Below are 20,436 nucleotides of genomic sequence, written 5' to 3'. Positions count from 1 at the left end.
GTGCTGACAGGCTCCCTAGGAGTTGGAAACATTCCAGATCAAGCCTAAGCCTAAGGATTTGGACACGATAGCCGATGTTATGTCACGCTGGCCTTCACAAGGGGGGCTGCCCAACGATTGATCGGCACGCTTGTCTTTGGCCGACGGCCCTTCTTGGCCAAGGTCAGTGGTCACGTATTTTCTGGCATGACCGTACGTCCCCCAGGGACGTTCTGGTGACCCGAAGCCTTTCCATAACGCCTTATATCGGCCAAACATCGCCCCGCATGGTGACACCGCCGCCATCGCTAACTCGGCAGAAGCTCCAACGGGAGGCCCGCGCCCCTTCCGAGTTTGGAGGCTGATGGCGGATATTACGCCAGAGTCAGACTTACAGGGACGCCAACGTTGTAAGAGTTGAGGCGAGAGCGTCTGCCAGTTCTTTCCCCTTGGTCACGAAATGCTGGGAAAACTGGTTGCGATGCTCTTCGTGCTCGTGAAAATGGTGAGGAGTTAAGACACCGGAGAATACCGGTACGTCCGTTTCCAGTTGCACTCTCATCAGGGCGTCCACGACACTTTGTGCGACGAATTCGTGGCGGTAAATACCTCCGTCAACTACGAGGGCAGAGGTGGCGATGCCGTCGTATTGGCCGGACGCTGCGAGCCGTCGGACGAGTAGCGGAATTTCGTAGGCCCCGGGCACTTGGTGGACATCGACGTTGGTGATGCCAAGTTCCTTGAGCCGCGTTTGAAAGCTGTCGACGGCGCGATCAACGATGTCAGCATGCCATTGGGCGCTAACAATCGCTACGCGGAAGGAGGAAGTGTCCAGAGGTGACAAGGGTAGTTCCTTTCTTTGGGAGGTCATTGGAGGATTCTTTCATGCTGATACTGACCTCGGCGCATATGTGTCCAGGCAGCGGGGCGGGACGCGGACTCAGTGATCCGGAGGAGCTCTTGGCGGTGCACCCTTCCATGGGCACCGCCAGGGTCTAGCAGGAGTTACTCAACCACTTCGCCGGTGTTCTCGTAGGAGGCAATTTTTCCGATGCGGCGGATGTGGCGCTGGTCGTTGCTGAAGGGTTCCTGCAGGAAGGCTTCGATCAGGGCCGCGGCCTCCTCGACGCTGTGCTGGCGTCCGCCCACTGCCACGACATTGGCGTCATTGTGCTGTCGGGCCAGCGTGGCGGTGGAGTGGTTCCAAGCGAGGGCTGCCCGCACCCCCTTGACCTTGTTGGCGGCGATTTGCTCCCCGTTCCCGGAACCGCCCAGGACGATGCCAAGAGCGTGCACGCCCGCTTCCTGGTCCGTTACCACCGCTTGCGCTGCAGTGATGCAGAACGCCGGGTAGTCGTCCAAAGCATCGTATTCCTTGGGTCCGTGATCCACGACGGCATAACCCTTCTCCGACAAGTGTTTGACCAAGTGGGCACTCAGCTCCATGCCGGCGTGGTCGGTGGCGATATGGACACGGGGAAGGTCATTGGGTGAAGTCACAGTTGTTGATTCCTGTTCAATTGAGCGGGCGCCCTCTGATGCGACCGGCTGTACGGCGGGAAGTCTTGCTGGTCCAGGGATTTAGGAAAATACGGGCTCTGTGGCTGCCTTGCGGGACGCGAAGGAGCTCAGCACGCCGGTCTTGGCCAGACCGCGGGTGGCGATCCAGGACAGCGCGCCGGCGATGATGGCGCCGGAGATGGCGGTGAAGATGATGTAAGCCAGCTTGTCCCCGGCGGCGTAGGCGATGTTCCAGCCCCACGGGGCGAACGAGTCGTTCAGGCCGCAGAACAGCCCGGCGCCGGCACCCGCCAGCAGCGAGACGGGCAGGTTGAACTTCTTGTACCGGAACGCGGCGAACACCAGCTCCGCACCCAGGCCCTGCAGCACGCCGGAGATCAGCACCGTGGTGCCGTACTGCGAACCCATGATCAGCTCGCCCGTGGCTGCCACCGTTTCGCAGAACAGCGCGGCACCGGGCTTGCGGATGATGAGCATGCCCAGCACCGCCGGGATCATCCAGCCGCCGGCGTACAGGCCGGTCAGGGGCGGGTAGACCGCGTTCAGTGGTGCGGAGATGAGGTTGGCGCCCTGGGACCAGGCCCAGAAAATGACACCTCCGGCGACGGCGATCAGCGCCGCCACCACGATGTCGGCCACGCGCCAGTTGTACCCGGACTTTTTAGCTGTTGCTGTTGTCATGATGGTCCTCCTGAGGATCAGGAGGGGAAAGCGCTCCCCGGCTGCTGGCTTTGGGGTGCCTGCGGCCGGACACTTTGAGAACTCGACTCCCTTGCGCCGGTACTAGCCGGATCAGGTTCGAGGGTCTGCGGTTGTCCGCACTCTCAGCGCCCACCCGCGGCTTCCTGGCTGTGCCAGTGATGCCCGACGGCGGCGCTCCCCTGTCGTAATGAATCTGCCCTTGGTGGGCTGGTCCCATTTATACACGTTCGTGCGTCCGAAACCACAGCGGCGTCCAGTCAGCTCAACGGTACGCCCTAGGAATGTCGCCAGCCCCCGCAGAGCGGCAAGCCCACACGCTGCCGGCCGCAAGAACTCTCCAGCCTGCGTCGATTACCACTGCCACTGAGGCGATCCTTGAGGATGCTCCGCTGGGAACCTGTCCTCCACCCCGTCTATTGACACTCGAATTGTGGGGTGGGTAACATGGATTCACATACAGTCACTACTGAATGGATATGCAAAATGTTAACTGCAGATGCTTCCCAGGCCGCATCCTGGCGGTCCCTCCGCCAAGAGGTGTTGGCCGGTGACGCCGACTTCCGCTCCAAGAAGTTGCACGAGCGTGCCCAGACCACCCGCCGCTCGATCCTGAAAATGATTTCCGACTCAGGCCAGGGGCACATCGGTGGAGACTTCTCCGTCACGGACATCCTGACGGTGCTTTTTGACGCTGTCATGAACGTCGATCCCGAGGATCACCGCAAGGAAGACCGCGACCACTTCATCCTCAGCAAGGGCCACTGTGCAGCCGCGCTGTACTCGACCCTGGCGCACAGCGGCTTCTTCCCGGTCTCAGAACTGGACACCTTCATGGCGCCGCTGTCGGCGCTGAACGGACACCCGAACAGGGTGAAGGTCCCGGGTGTCGAAACGAATACCGGCCCGCTGGGCCATGGCCTCCCGGTGGCCGTCGGCACGGCAATCGGTGCCAAGCTGCTGGGTACCGGCACCCGCGTCTTCGTCGTCACGGGCGACGGTGAAATGCAGGAAGGCAGCAACTGGGAGGCGCTGATGTCGGCCTCCCACCACAAGCTGGACAACCTGACCCTCGTCGTTGACCGCAACCGGCTCCAGCAGGGCGCGCGGACGGAAGAAACGAACGGACTGGACCCGCTCGATGCCCGGCTTGCCGCCTTCGGCATGGAAGTGCGGATCGTCGACGGCCACAACTACAACGAACTCATCGAGGCACTGAGCCCATCCACCACGGGTTCCCCCGTCGCCATCATCGCCAACACCGTCAAGGGCAAAGGCGTCTCCTTCATTGAAGACCGCGTCGAGTGGCATCACAAAGTACCGTCCAAAGAACAAACCCTTCAGGCTTTCCAGGAGCTGTCATGACGACAACAACCGTGCAGACCGACGCACCCACGTTCGACAACCGCCAGGACTTCGCGGACGAACTCATCAAGCTGGCCCGCACCAACGACCGAGTCGTCGCCGTGTGCAACGACTCAGTCGGCTCCAGCAACCTGACCAAATTCCGTGACGAGTTCCCGGACCGGCTGATCAACGTCGGCATCGCCGAGCAGAACATGGTCGGCGTCGGCGCCGGTCTGGCCAACGCCGGCTTCATTCCCTTCGTGTGCGCAGCGGGACCCTTCCTGACAGGTCGTTCCCTGGAGCAGATCAAGGCAGACGTGGCCTACAGCCAGCACAAGGTCATCCTGTGCGGCATGAGCCCGGGCATGGCCTATGGCGAACTCGGCCCGACCCACCACTCCGTCGAGGACTTCTCCTGGCTGAGGGCACTACCGGGCCTGGACATCGTCGTTCCCGCCGACGGAGCACAGACCCGCGCCGCCGTGCGCAACGCCGTGGCCGACCCGCGGCCCACCTACATCCGTGTGGGCCGCTTCAAGGTTCCGCACGTCTCCGAGGACAATGCCGGGCTGGAACGCGGAAAATTCGTCGTTGCCCGTGAAGGTACCGACGTAACCCTGATCGCTACCGGCACCGAAGTGTCCCGGGCGCTGTGGGCCGCTGCCTCGCTTGCCGGCGAGGGCGTCTCGGCACGAGTCCTGAACGCCACCTACCTGAGCCCCCTCGACGAGGACGCCATCAAGGATGCCGCCCGCCAGACCGGCGGAATCATCACCGCAGAGGAAGCCAACGTCGCCGGCGGCCTTGGCGCCGCAGTAGCCAGCGTCGTGGGCCAGCTGGAGGACGGTGCCCGAGTTCCGATGCGCATCCTCGGCCTGAAAGACCACTTTGCTCCGACCGGCAGCACCGCCTTCCTCCTGGACCACTTCGGCCTTACCGCCGACCATATCGCCGCGGCAGCACGCGAGGTTCTGAACCGTGACTAACCTGGCCCCTGCACCTGCCGGATCCGCCGTCGTTGTTGCGGTGGACCAAGGCACGAGCGCAACGAAGGCCCTGGTCATGGACGGCTCGGGCGGAATCATCGCCCGGGCGCAGGTTAGTCTCACGCAGCAGCACCCCCAACCCGGGTGGGTCGAACAGGACCCGCTCGTCATACGCGACAGTGTAATTAAGGCAGTCGCCGACAGCCTCAGCGGACTGGACGGCACAGTCCTGGGTCTGGGTGTGAGCACGCAGCGCGAGTCAGCAATGATCTGGGACCGTGAAACCGGACAGCCCTTGGGGCCGGTTCTGGGATGGCAGGACCGCCGCACCGCCGAGCAGGCAAAGAACCTGATCGGCGACGGTGCAGGCGACCTGGTTGGCCGGTCCACCGGCTTGCCGATCGACCCGATGTTCTCAGCCCTGAAAATCCAATGGCTGCTCGATGACGCTGACCCGGACCGCCGCCTCAGCAAGGCCGGGAAAATCGCGGCCGGAACCGTCGATTCCTGGCTGCTGAGCTGCCTCACCGGTGAACATCGGATCGAGGCGGGCAACGCGAGCCGCACCCAGCTCCTGAACCTGGATGCGGTCGACTGGGATCAGCAGCTGCTGGAACTCTTCAATGTGCCGCGCCAGGTCCTCCCGGAGGTGGTGGCATCCACCGCGGAAAGTTCCCCCTTGCTGGGTGGTCTGGCCGGAGGCTCCCGGGTCCACGCCGTCATGGGTGACTCACACTCGGCGCTGTACGCACACGGTGTCCGGGGTCCGGGCACAGTCAAGGCGACCTACGGTACGGGCAGCTCCGTCATGGGCCTTCTCCCGGACGAAGCTCACCCCGGTGACATGGGCGGACTGGTCCGGACGCTGGCATGGCATGATGGCACACCCCGTTACGCCTTCGAAGGGAACATCCTCGCCACGGGTGCGACGGCGGTTTGGTTGTCGAAGGTGCTGGATTGTGACGTTTCACATCTGGACTCACTGGCCCGGACGGTCGAGGACAGCGGCGGGGTCAACCTTGTCCCCGCGTTCGCCGGACTCGGTGCCCCGTGGTGGGATGAACGTGCAGAAGCCACGATCAGCGGGTTCAACCTGGGCACGACCTCGGCACATCTGGCCCGGGCCGCGTTCGAATCCATTGCCCTGCAGATCGAAGATGTGCTGCGGGCGGCCGAGAAGTCCGTCTCGCCGCCCATCAGTTCCGTGCTGGCCGACGGCGGCCCGACATCAAACACGTGGTTGATGCAGCTGCAGTCGGATCTGAGCCAGCGCACCGTGCTGCGCAGCGCGGTGCCGGATCTTTCAGCGCTCGGAGTCGCGCACATGGCGGCCATTGAGACAGGGCTGTTCAGCAGGGAGGCAGTTGAAAAGCTCCCGAGGAACAGGACCGCGATCGCGCCAGCCATGCCCGTCCATGACGCGGACCGCCGGCGCTCAAGCTGGTCCCGGGCGGTCACCAAAGCACGCTGGTCCCCGGAAGAACCCACGGCTCTCGTCCCCAACTCACCCGGCACAATGCACGACGCGTTGGCCCCCGCAGTAACGGAGTGACACCAATGAACACCATCGGATCTGAGATTTTTCAGGGTCACTTTAAGGGGCGCCGCGCCCTGGTGACCGGCGGAGCCAGCGGCATCGGCTACGGCATCGGCCAGGCCTTCGCCGAAGCCGGCGCTTCGGTGCTCCTTGTTGACCGCAGCCCGCTGGTCAGCGAATCGGCGGAAAAGCTTCGGGCAGCCGGTTTTGACGTCGACCACGCGGTAGCCGACGTCACTGACGAGGCGCAGGTCAAGGCGACGTTTGCCAAGACCGTCGAGCTTTGGGGCGGGCTGGACATCCTGGTCAACAATGCCGGGATCATCACCATCTCGAACCTTGAAGACCTCAGCCTGGACGAATTCAACAAAGTCCTGGCCGTGAACACCACTGCTGTCTTCCTGTGCTGCCGGGAAGCAGCCCCGCTGCTGAAAGCCAGCAATCACGGGGTCATCCTCAACGCATCCAGCGGACAGGGCCGCCAAGGCTTTATCTTCACGCCCCACTACGCCGCCAGCAAGTTCGGGGTCATCGGCCTCACCCAGTCCCTGGCCAAGGAACTCGCTCCATCCGGTGTCCGCGTCAACAGCTACTGCCCCGGCATCGTCAAGACCGAGATGTGGGAATACAACGACCGTGAATGGGGAAGCCGCCTGGGTGACTACAAGCCCGGCGAACTGATCCAGGAGTGGATCGACGGCATACCACTCAAGCGCCCCGCCGAAGCAACCGACGTGGCAAACCTGCTCTTGTTCCTCGCATCGGACGCGGGCAGCTACATCACAGGACAGGCCATCAATATTGATGGCGGAATGTTCATGAACTAGGGCCCAACCTCTACTGCCAACGGAGTCAATCATGAGTCAACAACTAGCCCACCGGCCCGGTGGAGCACCCCAGGAAAACGGTGCAAAGGCGCCAATGTTTTCACAACTCAGTGCACGCATGTTTTCGGGTAGCGGCGGAGCCCTGCTGGGCCTGATCGCCCTGTTCATCGTCCTAAGCTTCGCCTCGCCCTTCTTCCTCACCGGCCGCAACCTCATCAACATCCTGGATCAGGTGACCGTTCTCGGCATCCTGTCCGTCGGAGCAACAGCGGTCATCATCACCGGCGGCATCGACCTGTCAGTGGGTGCCGTCCTCGGACTCTCCACCATGGTCTTGGGCTGGCTCTCCCACCAGGGCGGCTGGCCAATGTGGGCCGCCATGCTGGCAGCCATCGCCGTGGGCGCCCTCGCCGGTTCGCTCAATGGCCTGGGCATTACCTACGCCAACCTGCCACCGTTCATCGCCACTTTGGCCATGCTCTCCATTGCCCGCGGCCTGGCGAACCTGATCACCGACGGCCAGCAGATCGTCGGATACCCGGAGTGGTTCTTCAACCTTTCCTCCGAAAGGTACCTCGGGTTCTTCTCCGTCACGCTGCTGGTCGTGGTGGCCTTGTACCTGGCAGCCTGGGCGTGGCTGAAGTACCGGGCATCCGGGCGCTCCATCTACGCCATTGGCGGCGGCGCAGAAGTGGCCCGCCTGGCCGGCATCCACGTCAAGAAGGTCACCATCTGGGTTTACGTCGCGGCAGGCGCCCTGGCCGGCCTCGGCGGAATCGCGTTGGCCAGCCGTTTGGATTCCTCCCAGCCCAGCGCCGGACTCGGATATGAGCTTGACGTCATCGCCGCCGTTGTCATCGGTGGCGCAAGCCTGAACGGCGGCGTCGGACGCATCGGCGGAACGATCATCGGTGTTCTGCTGATCGGTGTGCTGCGCAACGGCCTGAACCTCCTGGGCGTTTCACCGTTCATCCAGCAGATCGTCATCGGCCTCGTCATCGCCATCGCCGTGATGGCAGACGTGCTCCGGCGCAAGAAGGCCTAACCGGTCCCATCCCTCACCAGCATCACCAACCAAGCAATACCCCAATCGGATTTATCAATGGAGATGAAAATGTTTAGAAAAATCGCAGTAGCCGCGGTTGCAGTGGCCACCACCTTTTCCCTGGCAGCCTGCGGGGGCGGGAACTCGGGCGCCGGCGGAGGCGGCGGCGAGAAGCAGAAGACGATCGGCCTGGCGGTAGCCAACCAGCAGGCAGACTTCTTCAACCAGATCCGCCAGTCGGTCGAAGCAGCGGCCAAGGAACAAAACGTCAAAGTCGTCGTCGCTGACGCGAAGGGCGACTCCAACACCCAGGTTTCGCAGATCCAGGACTTCATCACCCAGCAGGTGGACGCGATCATCTACATCCCCGCCGGTGCAACGGCGGCAACTGTCCCGGTCCGCGCGGCCAAGTCAGCGAACATTCCCATCGTTGCTGTTGACCGAAACCCCGAAGGCGCACCCGGTGATACGTTCATCGCCACCGACAGCGTCGGGGCAGCCAAGTCCTTGGGCGAGTGGGTCGGTAAGAAGGTTGACGGCAAGGGACAGCTCGGCGTGATCCAGGGCCAGATCGGAACAACGCCTGAGGTCGCCCGTGACACCGGATTCAAGGAGGCCATGAAGCAGTTCCCCGGCATCAAGGAAGTCGCCCGTCAGGCCTCACAGCAGTGGGCACAGGACGAGGGCTACCAACTGGCCACCGACATGCTCCAGGCGAACCCAAGCATCAACATCTTCTTCGGCCGCGCCGATGCCTTGGCCCTCGGAGCCGCTCAGGCCGTCCGCAATGCCGGCGTCAAGGGTGTCACCATCGTCGGGTTCGACGGCGACAAAGCCGGCCTGGAAGCAGTAAAGAACGGTACTCTGGCCGCGACCATCACCCAGCCGACCCAGGGCATGGGTAAGCTCGCCCTCGAATCGGCGATCAAGCTGGCCAACGGTGAGAAGCTGCCGGCCGAGCAGCTCCAGGAAGGCGTTCTGACCACCAAGGAAAACGTCGAGCCCTTTATCACCAACCACCCTTAACCCGTCCCACGGGTGGTGCCCCGCCGGGGCACCACCCGCCCAGGCCGTTTCTCTAGCCAATGGAGCCCCAAATGCCTACTGCGGACAACCGCGGACTTCGCGTCCGCGGCGCCACGAAAGAATATCCCGGCACTATCGCCGTCCAGGACATTGACCTAGACATCAACCCCGGGGAAGTCGTCGCCCTGCTCGGAGAAAACGGAGCCGGCAAATCCACCCTCTCCAGCATCATCGCCGGAGTGACCCAGCCGACCACCGGAACCATGACCTGGAACGGAGAACCTTACGCACCCACGTCCCCGGGTGACGCCATCGCCGCCGGTATCGGCCTCATCCACCAGGAAATGCGCCTGCTGCCAGACCTCACCGTCGCCGAGAACGTCATGATCGGACGCTGGCCCATGCGCAACGGCTTCCTCGACGCCCGCACCATGCGCGAGAAAGCCAAGAATCAGCTCAAGCGCTTGGGCTTCAACGGCAGCATGGACGCCAAAGTCCGGGACCTCAGTGTCGCCGGCCAACAACAGGTCGAAATCGCCAAGGCCCTGATGCTCGAGGCCTCACTGCTCATCCTCGATGAGCCCACCGCCGCACTGGGCCAAGCCGAAACCGACGCCCTCTTCGAATGTGTCAGGGCCCTGAAGGCCGAAGGCGTGTCGTTCATCTACGTCAGCCACCGCCTTGCCGAAATCGCCCTCATCGCCGACCGCATCGTCGTGCTCAGGGATGGCAAGAAGATCACCGAACACGCCTCCGGTGAGGTTTCCCCCCACCAGCTGGTCGAAGAAATGGTCGGCCGCCCCGTCGAGCGGCTCTTCCCCGAGGTGCCCCCGCCCAGGGATGAGATCGTGCTGGAAGTCAAAGACCTGCACGACAAAGCCGGGGACTTCACTGACGTTTCCTTCACGGTCCGGGCCGGGGAAATCTTCGGCATCGCTGGCATCGTCGGAGCCGGGCGCACCGAACTCGTCCGCGCGATAGCCGGAGCCGAGCACCGGCTCGGCACGGTCGTCGTCGACGGGAAAAATCTGAAGCCGGACGACCCGATGGCAGCCATCAAAGCCGGCGTCGTCCTGATTCCAGAGGACCGCAAACAGCAGGGGCTGGTCGTCAGCGACACGATCGAGAACAACATCGCCCTGCCCAACCTGGGCAAGGTCAGCTCATCGGGCTGGATAGCACCGTCCAAGGTGCGCAGCTTCGCCACAACCGTGGCGAAAGGCATCGGCATGAAGGGCAACGTGGCATTGCCCGTGTCCTCCCTCTCCGGCGGCAACCAGCAAAAAATCGTGATCGGAAAATGGCTCCAACGCGATCCGCGCCTGATCATCCTCGATGAACCCACCCGCGGCATCGACGTCGGTGCAAGGGCCTCCATCTACGAAGTCGTGGCGGACCTCGCCCGTAATGGCAACGCCGTCATCGTGGTCAGCTCCGACCTCGAAGAAGTCCTCGGCCTCGCCCACAGGGTCATGGTCCTCGCCCGCGGACGGAACCAGGGAATCCTGGATGCCTCCGAGGCCACCCCGTCCAAAGTCATGTCACTGGCCACACTCTAAGAGAAAGGAGGAACGTGAAATAATTGCACCCTTGCCTGACGACAAACGAAGGAACGCCGTGGCACCGAGAACCAGGACTTTCACCCCCCAGCAACTGGGCCTGATGGTCAAGGCCGCCCGGATGTACCACGAGCAGAACCTGAGCCAGGCCGAGATCGCGGAAAAGCTCAACGTCTCCCAGTCACGGGTCTCCCGCTGGCTGACCGACGCCGTGCGCGAAGGCATCGTCCGGACCATTGTCGTGGCACCCGCCGGAACCGAATCGGACCTGGAAGACGCCGTGGCGGCCAAGTACGGGCTGCGGGCGGTTGCCATCGCCGATCTGCATAGCGAGGACGAGGCAGCCCTTATCAGGGGTATCGGCGCGACAGCCGCGGGGTACCTCGAGGTGACGCTCACCGGAGGGAACAGGATCGGCCTGTCGTCCTGGTCCTCAACGCTACTGGCCACAGTGGACGCCATGTCCCCGCGGAATGTCAAGACCGCGGAAAGCGTCGTCCAGGTCATCGGCGGGGTCGGGAATCCCGAAGTTCAGGTGAGGGCGACGCACCTGGCGGACCGGCTGGCAACTGTCACCAAGGGCACACCGCGCTACCTTCCCGCTCCCGGTATCGTGTCCAGCCGCGGCGGCCGTGATGCCCTGCTGGAGGATCCCTTCGTCGCTGAGGTTGCCGCTGACTGGGACCGGCTGGACACCCTGCTGGTGGGCATCGGAAGCATGGAACCATCACCACTGCTGGTCCAGTCAGGCAATTCCCTTAACGAATCCAATCTCAACGCCCTTGCAGCATCGGGGGCGGTCGGCGACATCTGCCTACGGTTCTTCGACAAACACGGAACACTGATCGAATCCGAACTCAATGACCGGGTCCTGGGCATCAGCCCGGAGCAGATGTTCAGGGTCGACAGGCGCATTGGTATTGCCGGCGGCACCAGGAAGTACGCCGCGATACGGGCAGCCGTCGAAGGCAAATGGATCAACGTACTTATCACGGACAAAAAGACCGCGCTGAAGCTGGAATCAGACAAGGCGCCCTAAAAACTTAAAGGACAGCAATTGAACCCGAAACTCAGCTTCGCCCTGGATGGACGGACCGCTCTCGTGACCGGAGGCGGATCCGGTATCGGGCAGGCCATCGCCTTCGGCATCGCCCAGCAAAGCGGCGCCATCGGCATCGTTGACCTGCCCGGAGAAGGACCGGACGAAACGGTGCGCCGCATCAAGGAAGCCGGAGGACAGGCTATCTTCGTCGCTGCCGACGTCACGAATGCAGACGAACTGGGAGAAGCCGTCGCCAAGATCGAAGCTGATCTTGGCCCGCTCACCCTGGCCGTCAATTCCGCAGGGATAGCGAACGCCGCGCCCGCCGAGGAAATGTCGCTGGCTCAGTGGCAGAAGGTTTACGACATTGACGTCACCGGAGTCTTCCTCAGCTGTCAGGCCGAAGGGCGCGCCATGCTCAGGAACGGCGGCGGTTCCATCGTCAACATCGCTTCCATGTCCGGGACCATCGTCAACCGTGGCCTGCTGCAGGCGCATTACAACAGCGCCAAGGCCGCTGTGATGCACCTGAGCAAATCGCTGGCCATGGAATGGGCCCAGCGCGGCATCCGGGTCAACTCACTCAGTCCGGGGTACACGATGACCAAGATGAACTCCCGCCCGGAGATGGTTGATCAGATGGCGGTTTTCGCGGATGAAACGCCGATGAAGCGTATCGCAGACCCGTCAGAAATGGCCGGCCCGGCGGTGTTCCTTCTCTCGGACGCAGCGTCGTTCTGTACCGGCATCGACCTCCTTGTCGACGGCGGTTTCTGCGCCCAGTAGCAACCGCCGGTGGCGGCCCCGGATCAGATCAGTGGTCCAGGGCGGCCACCAGTTGGGCGATGCTGATAACGGGCAAGCCCTTTTCGCGCCCCAGTTCCAGCAGTCCGGGAAGCCGCATCATTTCACCGTCGTCGGCGACCACTTCGGCGATCACCCCGACGGGGGTGAGTCCGGCAAGCTTCAGCAAGTCAACGGCGGCCTCGGTGTGGCCGGGCCGCTGCCGCACTCCCCCATCCACGGCACGGAGGGGAAGCACATGCCCCGGACGGATCAGGTCAGCCGGACCTGATGAAGGATCGGCCAGCACCCGCAGGGTACGTGCCCTGTCGGTCGCGCTGATACCGGTCGTTGACTGGCCGGCAGCATCAACGGTGATTGTGTAAGCAGTCCGAAGGGAGTCCTTGTTGTCCTCCGTCATCAGGGGCAGTTCCAAGGCATCGGCCAGTTCGTTCGTCATCGGGGCGCACACGAAGCCGCTGGAAACCCGAATGATCCAGGCCAGCCACTCGGGCGTTGCGTGCTCGGCGGCCATGATGATGTCGCCCTCATTCTCGCGGTCCTCGTCGTCCACCGCGATGATCGGCTGCCCGGCCTTGAGGGCAGAAACTGCCACATCGATGTCAGCAAGTGCCATGTCTTTTTCCTGTCTGATTCTTCCAAACCTACGAATTCATACTAATGCCGTAGTGAATAGCAATTCACTACGGCATCCACGCCGCGGAACCCCCTCGGCCGGCTGATTCATCCTTCCAGAAGGGCCGAACTTCAGCCTCATCCTCATCCCTGCGTAACGAGAGCCCGATTCACATGTCATCAGAAAACGTTCCCGCACCCGGCCGCGATGCTTCCCGCGAACTGTCCTGGACTGACTTGGACCAGCGTGCAGTGGACACTGTGCGTGTCCTGGCCGCGGACGCTGTGGAGAAGGTGGGCAACGGCCACCCCGGGACAGCGATGAGCCTGGCTCCGGCCGCATACCTTCTCTTTCAGAAGATGATGCGCCACGATCCGCAGGTCCCGGACTGGATCGGGCGTGACCGGTTCGTCCTGTCCCCCGGCCACACGTCCCTGACGCTGTACATCCAGCTCTTCCTTTCCGGCTACGGCCTGGAGCTGAAGGACCTGCAGGCACTGCGGACCTGGGGTTCGCTTACCCCGGGCCACCCTGAGTACAAGCACACTGCCGGTGTGGAGATCACCACGGGCCCGCTGGGCCAGGGTCTGGCGTCCTCGGTGGGCTTCGCGTACTCGCAGCGCCGCCAGCGCGGCCTGTTCGACGCCGACGCCGCCCCCGGCACCAGCCCGTTCGACCACACCATCTGGGTCATCGCTTCCGACGGCGACCTGCAGGAGGGTGTCACCTCCGAGGCCTCCTCCCTCGCGGGCCACCAGGAACTGGGCAACCTCGTGGTGATCTACGACGAGAACCACATCTCCATCGAGGACGACACGGACATCGCGTTCACCGAGGATGTCTTGAAGCGTTACGAGGCCTACGGCTGGCACACCCAGCGTGTCGACTGGACCAAGACCGGGGAATACAAGGAAGACGTCCAGGAGCTGTACTCGGCGCTGCTGGCGGCCAAGGCCGAAACGTCCAAGCCCTCCATCGTTTCGCTGCGCACGGTCATCGGCTACCCGGCACCGAAGAAGCAGAACACGGGCAAGATCCACGGCTCCGCCCTGGGTTCGGAAGAAGTGGCAGCACTGAAGACCGTCCTCGGCTTTGACCCGGAGAAGTCCTTCGAGGTGAACGAGGACGTGCTGGCCCACGCCCGCGGCGTCGTTGACCGGGGTGCCCACGCACGCAAGGCCTGGGAAGAGTCCTTCAACGCCTGGCAGTCCGCCAACCCGGACGCCGCTGCCCTGCTGCAGCGCGTCGAAGCGCGCCAGCTCCCCGCCGAGCTCGGCGGCGCCCTGCCGGTCTTCCCGGCAGGCAAGGACGTTTCCACCCGCGCCGCATCCGGCAAGGTCCTGAACGCGATCGGCCCGGTCATGCCGGAACTGTGGGGCGGCTCGGCCGACCTCGCGGAGTCCAACAACACCACGATCGAGGGCTCGCCGTCGTTCATCCCGGCCTCCCGCTCCACCGAAGCGTGGAAGGGCAACCCGTACGGCCGCGTCCTGCACTTCGGCATCCGCGAGCACGCCGCCGCCTCGATCGTGAACGGCATCAGCCTGCACGGCAAGACCCGCGCGTTCTCCGGCACGTTCCTGATCTTCAGCGACTACCAGCGCCCCGCCATCCGCCTCGGTGCCCTCATGGGTGTGCCGTCCCTGTACGTCTGGACGCACGACTCGATCGGCCTCGGCGAGGACGGCCCCACCCACCAGCCGGTGGAGCAGCTCGCTTCGCTGCGCGCCATCCCGGGTCTCGACGTCGTCCGTCCGGGTGACGCCAACGAGGTCGCAGCAGCGTGGAAGACCATGCTGGCGAACCACGAGAACCCGGCAGGCATCGTCCTGACCCGCCAGAACATTCCCACCTGGGAACGCGGTGCAGGCGACGCCACCGGCGACACGTTCGGGTCGACCGCCGGTGTGGCCAAGGGCGGCTACGTCCTGGCCGAGGCCTCCAAGGACGGCCAAAGCGTCGAGCCGCAGGTCATCCTGATCGGCACCGGCTCCGAGGTCCAGCTTGCCGTCCAGGCCCGCGAAACCCTGCAGGCCGAAGGCATCGCCACCCGCGTGGTGTCCATGCCGTGCGTCGAGTGGTTCAACAAGCAGGACGCCGCCTACCGCGAGGCCATCCTGCCCGCAGCGGTCAAGGCCCGCGTCTCCGTCGAAGCCGGACTTGCCCTGGGCTGGAAGGAGTTCGTCGGCGACGCCGGACGCTCCATCAGCCTCGAGCACTACGGCGCCTCCGCCGACTACAAGCGCCTTTTCCAGGAATTCGGCATCACCGCAGAAGCAGTTGCCGCCGCCGCCAAGGATTCCCTCGCCGGACTCCAGTCCTGACAGACTCCCCCACAGTTCAAGGAGATTAGAAATGACTAGCACTCCCACCCAGCAGCTTTCCGACGCCGGCGTTTCCATCTGGCTCGACGACCTCTCCCGCGGCCGCCTCAAGACCGGCACGCTGCAGAAGCTGATCGAAGAGAAGAACGTTGTGGGTGTCACCACGAACCCCAGCATCTTCCACGCCGCCATCACCACCGGCACGGACTACGACGCCGTCATTGCCAAGGAGGCAGCGGCCGGCGCGTCCATCGAGGACACCATCTTCGAAATCACCACCACCGACGTCGCCGACGCCTGCGACCTGTTCGCACCCATCGCCGCCGCGACCAACGGTGTTGACGGCCGCGTCTCCATCGAGGTTGACCCGCGCCTGGCCTGGGACACTGCCGGCACCGTCGCCGAGGCCAAGCACCTGTACAAGAAGGTCAACAAGGACAACGTCCTGATCAAGATCCCCGCGACCCTTGAAGGCCTCGAGGCCATCACGGCCACCCTCGCCGAGGGCATCAGCGTGAACGTGACCCTGATCTTCTCCCTCGAGCGCTACCGGGCCGTCATCAACGCCTTCCAGACCGGCCTGGAGCAGGCCGCGGAAAACGGCCACGACCTGTCAAAGATCCACTCCGTGGCCTCCTTCTTCGTCTCCCGCGTCGACTCCGAGATCGACAAGCGCCTCAACGCCATCGGCACCGACGAAGCCAAGGCACTCAAGGGCAAGGCCGGCCTGGCCAACGCCCGCCTGGCCTACCAGGTCTACGAAGAGCAGTTCTCCACCGAGCGCTGGGCCATCCTCGCCGAGGCCGGCGCCCGGCCGCAGCGCCCGCTGTGGGCGTCCACCGGCGTGAAGGACCCCGCCTACCCGGACACCCTCTACGTCACCGAACTCGTCGCTCCCGGCGTGGTGAACACCATGCCGGAAAAGACCCTGGACGCCACCTTCGACCACGGCGTGGTCACCGGCGACACCGTGACCGGCACCTACGAGGAAGCCAACGCCACCCTCAACGCCCTCGAAAACCTCGGCATCTCCTACAACGACGTCGTCGCGCTCCTCGAATCCGAAGGCCTCGACAAGTTCGTCGCCAGCTGGAAGGAACTCCTCGCCGACGTCGAAGCCGCCCTCGCCACCGCCCGGAAAGCCCAAGCCGCCGCAGCACCATGGGAAACGCCGAAATGATGCGCTCAACCAGGCACAGGGAGAGCCGTGACACCAGCGCCCAGACTCCCCAGGACTGGAGTTCGCTCCAGCCGGGTGACCTCGTGGAGGTCACCGAGCCCGGCGGATACACCTACATGGCGCGGATCGAGACCAAAACGGAGCAATCGGACATCATCTGGATCAGATGCCACGGTATGGGCACGAGGCACCTCCTGCACAACCTGGACGGGACCCGGCTTCAGGCCAGGACACCAGCCGAACGACCCCGGAAGCAATAACCCGACATCACGGGCAGCGAGATGCATTCTTGGCCCCTAACCCAGCCGGCTGAAGCGAACGCTACCGCCATTCACACAACAAGCAATACGGAGGAACACATGAGCACGCCCGCCAACAGCGCCTTTGACCGGACGCCCCTGATCGCCGGCAACTGGAAGATGAACATGGACCATGTCCAGGGCAGCAGCCTGCTGCAGCATCTCGCCGAAACACTGTCTGAGGCAAAGCACGACTACGACCGCGTCGAAGTTGCCATCTTCCCGCCCTTCACAACGCTTAGCGCCGTGCAAACCCTGATCCAGGACGACGGGTTGGGCCTCGTCTCCGGCGGCCAAGACCTCTCCCCGTTCGACTCAGGCGCCTACACCGGCGACACCAGCGGCCAGTTCCTGGCCAAGCTCGGCTGCAAATACGTGCTCGTCGGCCACAGTGAACGCCGCACTATCCACAACGAAACCGACGAAACCCTCAACGCCAAGGTCACGGCCGCCTACCGCCACACACTCACGCCGGTGCTGTGCGTCGGGGAAGGCCTGGACATCCGCCAAGCCGGCACACACGTCCAGCACACCCTGGCCCAGCTGCGCGCCGGCGTCGAGGGCCTCGCCGCCGACCAAGCCGCCGGGCTCGTGGTTGCGTACGAGCCCGTATGGGCCATCGGAACCGGTGAAGTCGCCGGCCCGGACGACGCACAGGAGATGTGTGCCGCAATCCGCGCGGAACTGGCCAGTCTCTTCAACGCGGATGTCGCGGCCAAGACCCGGCTCCTCTATGGCGGCTCGGTCAAGGCCGGCAACGCCGCAGCCATCCTCAACGAGACCGACGTGGACGGCGTCCTGGTCGGCGGCGCGAGCCTTGATCCCGTTGAATTCGCCAACATTGCAGGGTTCGAGCGCCAGCTCGCCGGCTGACCCAGAATTGGTTCCCCAGCCCGCCCGGCCTGATCGGGCGGGCTCGGCGGGCTGCTCCCAGGGGTGCAGCCCCGCTTGCGGCCGGACCCGCACCCTCTCGGAGTCCGTCGACCCGAAGATTTTCCTCCAGATGGCATCCCCAGCCCCTCCTCAGAAAGCACACGTACCCCGCATGACCGCACCACCTATAGCACGCCGCGGCGGACCGGCCCTCCTGGACCGGCTCGGCCTGCCCAAGCCCCTCATCTGGGGCTTCGTCGGGCTCCTCCTTTTCATGATCGGCGACGGAGTCGAATCCGGCTACATCGCCCCCTTCCTAGCGGCGAACGGGGCCGGGACCGAAACCGGAGCTGCAGTAATCATCACCGCCTACGGTCTCATCGTCACCGCAGGCTCTTGGCTGGCAGGTGCCCTCTCGGACGTGTGGGGGCCGCGGCGGGTCATGCTCACCGGCCTTGTCATTTGGGGCCTATTTGAGGTGCTGTTCCTCGCCGTTGCCGTCCCCGCACAGGACTTCACGCTGATGCTGATCCTCTACGGCGTCCGCGGGTTCGGATACCCGCTCTTCGCCTACGGCTTCCTCGTCTGGATACTCGCCGCAAGCCCGGCCAAGCGCCTCGGCTCCGCAGTCGGCTGGTTCTATTTCGCCTTCACAGGCGGCCTGCCGACGCTCGGCTCCCTCATGGCCAGCGGCACCGAACCCCTCATCGGCGAGTACCTGACCCTGTGGGTGTCGCTCATTATGGTCGTCGCCGGCGGCATTGTCGCCCTGGTCGGAATCCGGGCCGCCCAGGGAGGAGAACGGCTCGCGGCTCCAGGAGTGACAGCCCGGCAAAGCATCCTCAACAGCATCAGCCTTGCCTACAAGAACCCCCGCATCGGTGTGGGATGCCTCATCCGGCTCATCAACACCGCCCCGCAGTACGGCTTCCTCGTCTACATGCCGACAGTCTTCGCCACCGGGCTAGGCTTTGGCACAGCCGGGTGGCTGCAACTGATTTTCACGCTCGGATTCGCCAACATTTTCGCCAATCTGTTCTTTGGCGTTCTCAGCGATCGCCTTGGCTGGCACCGCACCCTTCGCTGGTTCGGCTGCGTCGGCTCCGCCATCAGCTCCCTGTGCCTCTACTTCGTCCCGCAGCTGGTCGGACCCCACTACTGGGTGGCTCTGATCTGCGCCGCGTTCTACGGGATCACCTTGGCCGGTTTCACGCCCATCTCCGTGCTCATGTCCCTCATGGCCCCCGGGCAGAAAGGCAACGCCGTCGCCCTCCTGAACCTGGGTGCGGGCGCCGCGACCTTCGTCGGACCCCTTATCGTTGCCGTTTTCCTGGCCACCATCGGTGCAGGCGGCGTCACCGTCATCTTTGCGTCGCTGTACCTCGCAGCGGGCTTCGCAGTGCGCTGGCTGAAAGTGCCGGAAGACGTGCCCGACCCCGGCGCTCCGTCGGGAAAGGCTTCGGAACCTGCCGCGATGTGACCGGCGAGTCCCCGCTGCCGGGGTCCCACTCAGCCCTTGGTTTCCTCCTGCCGGCCAGCGCTGCGGTGAGTCGCTCGGCGTCTGGGAGGGGCCAACTGCCATATCGGGGCTCATCTCAGGTTGGAAGGCCCTCAGACACAGACCGCAGAAGCGTCACAGCGGCCTTGCCAAGGCAGACCCCTTCGGTGTGGGCGCCGTGCAACCCACCATGGACGTCACCCTCATTTTCCGGTGCTCTCGTTCAGTCTTCCCCGCGCCCCCGCGATATACACGAATGCCCGTAGTGTCCCACCGGTGGCGGTGCAGTACGGAAAATGTGGCTGATTTTGTGAGGCGGGCGCCGGTGATCCCTGGGGGGTGCCTTTGGGAAGCCAGTCTGAGGATAGAACGGCTGCACCGGTCATGCTTTGCCCTGTCGGACAGTCTCTGCACCGCGCGCGCGAGGAGGTATTTAGCCTCCGAAAGCGGTCACCATATGACGAAGCCACCGTCGACCAGCAGGTCGACTCCTGTCACAAAGGATGCCGCGTCGCTGAGGAGGAAGGCTACGGGCCCGGCGATGTCTTCGGGTTCGGCGTTTCTGCCCATGGGGGTGTCTTGGGCGTAGCCGGCCATGGCGCTGGCCTGTTCGGGGCGCTTGGTCATGGGCGTGTTGGTGTATCCGGGGCTGACGCTGTTGACGCGGATGCCACGTGCGGCCCACTCCCAGGCCAGACTCTTGCCCAGGTGGACGACGCCCGCCTTGGCGGTGTTGTAGTGGGCCTGGAGCAGTCCTCTGTTGGCGATGGTGGCTGACATCGAGGCGATGTTGACGATAGATCCGCCGCCGTTGCGGAGCATGGCGGTGCCTTCTGCCTGGCAGGACAGGAAAACGCCGGTGAGGTCGACGTCCAGAACCTTCTGCCATTGAACCAAGGGCATATTCTCGGCAGGGGCTGCGTTGGCGATGCCTGCGGCGTTGACTGCCAGGGAAATTGCGCCCAGTTCCTGTTCAATGCTGGCTACGGCATTGATCATGTCCTGGGGCTGGGTGACGTCGGCCGCGAAGTACGCGGCGCGGCCTCCGGAGTTCTTGATCTCGGCGGTGACGCCTTCCAGGTCGCTGCCGGGCAGGTCGACGCAGCCTACCGCGGCTCCCAGTTCAGCGATGGTCACGGCGATGGCCCGGCCGATGCCGCTGCTTGCTCCGGTGACGACGGCGGTCTTGTTTTCCAGCGTGAACTTTGGGGCACTCACTGTGGTTCTCCTCGTTGAAGGCGTCGGGGTGTCCCGGGTGGGACGGTGTGGTGACG

The 20,436-nt window shown here is 64.1% G+C and carries 18 protein-coding genes, 1 pseudogene and 1 riboswitch; of the genes and pseudogenes, 14 read left to right on the top strand and 5 right to left on the bottom strand.

Going from position 1 to position 20,436, the window contains the following annotated elements:
• Nucleotides 1-370: 370 nt before the first annotated feature.
• The 3 genes from AC5RWD_RS03425 to AC5RWD_RS03415 form a co-directional block, all read right to left on the bottom strand.
• Nucleotides 371-823 (bottom strand): 6,7-dimethyl-8-ribityllumazine synthase, encoded by a 453-nt coding sequence (locus AC5RWD_RS03425; protein WP_494018695.1) that lies wholly within the window; start codon nt 821-823, stop codon nt 371-373.
• Nucleotides 824-984: 161 nt separating this feature from the next.
• Nucleotides 985-1,479, bottom strand: a complete 495-nt coding sequence (locus AC5RWD_RS03420) for a ribose-5-phosphate isomerase (protein WP_494018694.1) — start codon at nt 1,477-1,479, stop codon at nt 985-987.
• An 81-nt stretch (nt 1,480-1,560) separates the two neighbouring features.
• A complete protein-coding gene (locus tag AC5RWD_RS03415) occupies nt 1,561-2,181 on the bottom strand; it encodes an ECF transporter S component (RefSeq protein WP_494018693.1) in 621 nt (206 codons plus the stop codon).
• 70 nt (nt 2,182-2,251) lie between these two features.
• A riboswitch (TPP riboswitch) is annotated at nt 2,252-2,393 on the bottom strand.
• A gap of 292 nt (nt 2,394-2,685) precedes the next feature.
• Here AC5RWD_RS03415 and AC5RWD_RS03410 point away from each other — a divergent pair.
• The 9 genes from AC5RWD_RS03410 (at nt 2,686) to AC5RWD_RS03370 (ending at nt 12,354) form a co-directional block, all read left to right on the top strand.
• Complete coding sequence (locus tag AC5RWD_RS03410; RefSeq protein ID WP_494018692.1) at nt 2,686-3,564, top strand: transketolase; 879 nt, start codon at nt 2,686-2,688, stop codon at nt 3,562-3,564.
• Entirely contained in the window at nt 3,561-4,532 is a 972-nt protein-coding gene (locus tag AC5RWD_RS03405) for a transketolase family protein (protein ID WP_494018691.1), read from the top strand. The genes AC5RWD_RS03410 and AC5RWD_RS03405 overlap by 4 nt, the downstream gene beginning before the upstream one ends.
• A complete protein-coding gene (locus tag AC5RWD_RS03400) occupies nt 4,525-6,084 on the top strand; it encodes an FGGY-family carbohydrate kinase (protein ID WP_494018690.1) in 1,560 nt (519 codons plus the stop codon). The genes AC5RWD_RS03405 and AC5RWD_RS03400 overlap by 8 nt, the downstream gene beginning before the upstream one ends.
• 5 nt (nt 6,085-6,089) lie before the next feature.
• A complete protein-coding gene (locus AC5RWD_RS03395; RefSeq protein WP_494018689.1) occupies nt 6,090-6,896 on the top strand; it encodes an SDR family NAD(P)-dependent oxidoreductase in 807 nt (268 codons plus the stop codon).
• A 118-nt stretch (nt 6,897-7,014) separates the two neighbouring features.
• Entirely contained in the window at nt 7,015-7,941 is a 927-nt protein-coding gene (locus tag AC5RWD_RS03390; protein ID WP_314192316.1) for an ABC transporter permease, read from the top strand.
• A gap of 69 nt (nt 7,942-8,010) precedes the next feature.
• Nucleotides 8,011-8,967, top strand: coding sequence for a sugar ABC transporter substrate-binding protein (locus AC5RWD_RS03385; RefSeq protein ID WP_494018688.1), 957 nt, complete (start codon nt 8,011-8,013; stop codon nt 8,965-8,967).
• Between the two features lie 71 nt (nt 8,968-9,038).
• Nucleotides 9,039-10,526 (top strand): sugar ABC transporter ATP-binding protein, encoded by a 1,488-nt coding sequence (locus AC5RWD_RS03380; protein WP_494018687.1) that lies wholly within the window; start codon nt 9,039-9,041, stop codon nt 10,524-10,526.
• A 58-nt stretch (nt 10,527-10,584) separates the two neighbouring features.
• Complete coding sequence (locus tag AC5RWD_RS03375) at nt 10,585-11,565, top strand: sugar-binding transcriptional regulator (protein WP_494018686.1); 981 nt, start codon at nt 10,585-10,587, stop codon at nt 11,563-11,565.
• An 18-nt stretch (nt 11,566-11,583) separates the two neighbouring features.
• The gene (locus AC5RWD_RS03370) at nt 11,584-12,354 is read left to right on the top strand and encodes an SDR family oxidoreductase (RefSeq protein ID WP_494018685.1); all 771 of its coding nucleotides are present in this window, start codon (nt 11,584-11,586) and stop codon (nt 12,352-12,354) included.
• Nucleotides 12,355-12,388: 34 nt separating this feature from the next.
• On the opposite strand, the pseudogene ribB reads toward AC5RWD_RS03370, so the two are convergent.
• A pseudogene (ribB, locus tag AC5RWD_RS03365) lies at nt 12,389-12,988 on the bottom strand (3,4-dihydroxy-2-butanone-4-phosphate synthase); the annotation flags it as partial.
• 173 nt (nt 12,989-13,161) lie between these two features.
• Between ribB and tkt the strand changes: the two are divergent.
• From tkt to AC5RWD_RS03340, 5 genes are all read left to right on the top strand, one after another.
• Nucleotides 13,162-15,312: a transketolase gene (gene tkt / locus AC5RWD_RS03360; RefSeq protein ID WP_494018684.1), complete on the top strand. Its 2,151-nt coding sequence runs from the start codon at nt 13,162-13,164 to the stop codon at nt 15,310-15,312.
• 31 nt (nt 15,313-15,343) lie between these two features.
• Nucleotides 15,344-16,492: a transaldolase gene (gene tal, locus AC5RWD_RS03355; RefSeq protein ID WP_494018683.1), complete on the top strand. Its 1,149-nt coding sequence runs from the start codon at nt 15,344-15,346 to the stop codon at nt 16,490-16,492.
• A complete protein-coding gene (locus AC5RWD_RS03350; protein WP_494018682.1) occupies nt 16,489-16,752 on the top strand; it encodes a hypothetical protein in 264 nt (87 codons plus the stop codon). Before tal ends, AC5RWD_RS03350 begins: the two co-directional genes overlap by 4 nt.
• 99 nt (nt 16,753-16,851) lie before the next feature.
• Nucleotides 16,852-17,664: a triose-phosphate isomerase gene (gene tpiA / locus AC5RWD_RS03345; protein ID WP_494018681.1), complete on the top strand. Its 813-nt coding sequence runs from the start codon at nt 16,852-16,854 to the stop codon at nt 17,662-17,664.
• 172 nt (nt 17,665-17,836) lie between these two features.
• A complete protein-coding gene (locus tag AC5RWD_RS03340) occupies nt 17,837-19,144 on the top strand; it encodes an MFS transporter (RefSeq protein WP_494018680.1) in 1,308 nt (435 codons plus the stop codon).
• Nucleotides 19,145-19,612: 468 nt separating this feature from the next.
• On the opposite strand, the gene AC5RWD_RS03335 is transcribed toward AC5RWD_RS03340, so the two are convergent.
• Nucleotides 19,613-20,380, bottom strand: coding sequence for an SDR family oxidoreductase (locus tag AC5RWD_RS03335; RefSeq protein ID WP_494018679.1), 768 nt, complete (start codon nt 20,378-20,380; stop codon nt 19,613-19,615).
• Nucleotides 20,381-20,436: the final 56 nt, after the last annotated feature.

Source organism: Arthrobacter sp. CMU6 (assembly GCF_059090205.1).
The sequence above is the reverse complement of the archived record's forward strand: the minus strand, read 5'-3'. Positions and strand labels throughout refer to the sequence as shown.